This is a genomic window from uncultured Succinivibrio sp. (assembly GCF_902756765.1).
Lineage (GTDB): Bacteria > Pseudomonadota > Gammaproteobacteria > Enterobacterales > Succinivibrionaceae > Succinivibrio.
In genome coordinates, this window is the sequence record NZ_CACVSS010000149.1 from 1 (window position 1) to 3,277 (window position 3,277).

At 38.8% G+C, this 3,277-nt stretch carries 3 protein-coding genes; 2 read left to right on the forward strand and 1 reads right to left on the reverse strand.

Annotated elements, in window-relative coordinates:
- The first annotated feature begins 280 nt into the window (after window positions 1–280).
- Together QZU45_RS12555 and QZU45_RS11735 are read left to right on the forward strand one after the other, a co-directional pair.
- Window positions 281–388, forward strand: a complete 108-nt coding sequence (locus tag QZU45_RS12555) for a hypothetical protein (protein ID WP_366925502.1) — start codon at window positions 281–283, stop codon at window positions 386–388.
- Between the two features lie 458 nt (window positions 389–846).
- On the forward strand, window positions 847–1,161 hold the full coding sequence (locus tag QZU45_RS11735) for a rhodanese-like domain-containing protein (RefSeq protein ID WP_295355510.1): 315 nt from the start codon (window positions 847–849) through the stop codon (window positions 1,159–1,161).
- 112 nt (window positions 1,162–1,273) lie between these two features.
- Here QZU45_RS11735 and QZU45_RS11740 read toward each other — a convergent pair.
- On the reverse strand, window positions 1,274–3,277 hold a 2,004-nt coding region (locus tag QZU45_RS11740; protein WP_295355512.1), incomplete at its 5' end, for a TRAP transporter permease.

The following is a 3,277-nucleotide window of genomic DNA, read 5'->3' on the forward strand; positions in this document are numbered from 1 at the left end:
AGATTATAAAGAACAGGATTGGATGGTAAATGTTCCTTTATATCTCGTAGCAGAATGGATTGAACAGGCTGAATAGAGCAACAGAAGTAGATATTATGGATGATTGGAATAAATACAAAAACCGAATTAAAACCACAAAGCCATCATTAAGAAAGATCTCGAAGAGATAGAGGAGATTTCAGAGATTGTTGGCACGATAATAAAACATAGGCATGATCTCGACCTATCACAAAGAGAACTCGCTGAGCTTTGCGGTCTGCCTTAGTCCTCAATTGCACGAATTGAATCAGGGAAAACATCTCCAAATTTATCGACTCTACTTAAGATATTAAGAAAACTAGGATTGAGGTTTTCCATTCATTCAGTACAGAATCCAGTAAGGTATTAGTTTTTTTTCAATAATAATTTGTAGAGAGATGTAGAGTTTACAATTATCATATTGAATTTAGAATAATTTATTTTCAAAAAATCCTCTACGACGCACCATCTAAGGAGGCAACCTGTTGGTTGCTTTTTTCTATTTCTACTTATCCTCTTGAAACTACCGACAGAAAGATTTTGCAGAGAAAGCGTAACACCTGGTACAAGTTGAAAAAATCAAAAGATGAAATAACTCGGTTCAAAATTTTATAAAAGAAATCTTTACCATTAGCTTTTAAAACATATACATTTAATCTGACATTCCATGTTAATTAAATTATACAAGGAGGATGGTGGTAATAATTCCCCCCAATAATTATGAAAATTAAAACTATCCTTATAACGGCAATGATTAGCTTCTGTTCCATAGCGTTTGCCAATGCAGAAAATACAACAACAGTAAACAAAAAAACAGAAGAGCAACATATGAACACATACACACAGATTAGTCAGGATGATGCTATGCAGATGATGAAGCAAGACGATGGTCATATTATTTTGGATGTCAGACGTCCAGATGAATATGCAAGAGGCCATATTCCAGGAGCTATCCTGATCCCAAATGAAACCATAATAGATACTCCACCTTCAGAATTAAAGGACATCAATCAGATAATTCTTGTCTACTGCAGAAGTGGAAATAGAAGCAAACAGGCAGCAGCTAAACTTGCAGCGATGGGCTACACTAGAATATATGAGTTTGGAGGCATTAACACCTGGACAGGAGAGATTACTCAGTAGTATACCGAGATACTACAAAAAATCCGTGAAGCAATATAAGACTTGTTTTAATTCAAAAAAAATGCAGAGATCCCTATAAAAGAACTCTGCATGTATTTTGAAAGTGAAAATTTTACCTTGAAGCTAAAGCTTCAGTCTCATCAATATCCTGAGTGTCTAAAAGCATTTTCTTTTTCTGAAAATGCTGCATAAGACAGATGGATACCAGAACAAACAGACCAATCAGATCGGTTGTGATCCCAGGAACCATCATACATAAACCACCTAAGGCCAAAATAACTCTAAATAGAGGCTTTATGTGGAAGAACAGATATCCGTTCAGAGCTGCAGCAACACCAAAGATACCAATGAATGAAGTTATACAGATAAGAGCTATCTCCATAATCTGCAGACACTGAATCATAAATGGGCTGGCATTTTCAATCTGAACAAGAGGCTCAACATTTGAGAACAGCAGTGCAGGATTGAATGCAAAGATATATGGAACAATAAAAGCTGCAATAGCAATCTTAGTTGCATTAAAGGCTGTCTTCATAGGAGGAGCCTTTGCAATGGCAGAACCAGCATAGGCTGCAAGAGCAACCGGAGGAGTAATATCTGCGACAATACCAAAGTAGAATACAAAGAAATGAGCACAGATAATTGGAATACCGATTGCAGGAGATGTCAGGATAGGCGCGCAAACGGCAGCCATGATACAGTAGTTTGCAGTAGTTGGAACGCCCATACCCAGGATGATACAGCAGATCATGGTTAAAACCAGAGCTGGCAGTACATAGCCTGCAGATAAATGAACAACCATAGCGATAAGTTCTGATGCAAGTCCTGTTGTAGTAATACAGCCTGCAACAAGACCAGCCATAGCACAGGCAACAGCAACTGTAATGGTACTCTTTCCACCAGCCTCCAAAGCCTCAATAAACTTCTTAACAGAAATTCTCTGATCCTTGTTGATAATACCAACAAGTATTGCTACACCAATAGATACGGTAGCAGAGAACTGCATAGTGAAGATATTTGCAGAAACTAAGGATACCAGAACAACTAACGGAGCCAGCAGGTACATTCTAGGAAGCAGTTCTCTGAACTTAGGAAGATTCTCACGTGAGATACCCTTAAGACCAAGTTTTTTGGCCTCCAAATGCACTGAAACATAGATACCGGCAAAATATAGCACTGCAGGAAGAATTGCCAGGACAGCAACCTGAATATAAGGAACGCCCATATACTCAGCCATCAGGAAGGCAGCCGCACCCATGATAGGAGGCATAATCTGACCACCTGTTGATGATGCAGCTTCAACAGCACCAGCAAACTCAGGTCTGTAGCCAGCCTTTTTCATCATCGGAATAGTAATAGAACCTGTGGTTACGGTATTACCTACAGATGAGCCAGATACCATACCGCATAAGGCTGAAGAGATAACAGCAACCTTTGCTGGACCACCGGCAGAAGCACCTGCGATGATATTGGCAAGATCGATAAAGAAAGCAGAAATACCGGTTCTCTCTAAGAATGCGCCAAAGATAATAAATACAACAATGTACTTGGCACAGACATCAATAGGAGTACTTCTCAGTCCATCACCTGTTGAATAGAAAAGATCATAAATAACCTTTCCGAAACGAACAGAGCATAAGGCATAAACCAGAAGAGCGCCTACAACACATAGAATAGGAATACCCACACAACGGCGACATAACTCCATAAGTGATAACAGAGTCATAACCGCAAGAGAAATCATCAGATAGTAATCAGGATTTCTTGGGCTTGTAACCTTTAAGGCCAGCTGAATGATTGATTCTGCATTGATTGCAAAATAAACCAGAGGCACAACTCCCATAAACATCAGTACAATATCGTACCAAGGAATAGAGTTGATATGAGATTTTGTGTTCAGACCAAAATTGATGTGGAATCTTGAATCATTCTCATCATCGTTTTCGTCAAAATTGTTTCTGCGAATTGGATAATGCAGATATCCGATTACAATAACCAGAGCAATAAAGATATTTAATCTAACCTCTGGAATAGCAGTACTGAACATGGTTACATAGATGCAGTACAGAGAAAATGCAGCACACAGAAGTGTAATCACCTGAGAAGGCAATCCTGT

What these genes read in the sequence shown, in the direction of transcription:
- QZU45_RS11735 (WP_295355510.1), top strand. Translation starts at nt 847, where the DNA reads ATGAACACATACACACAGATTAGTCAGGATGATGCTATGCAGATGATG.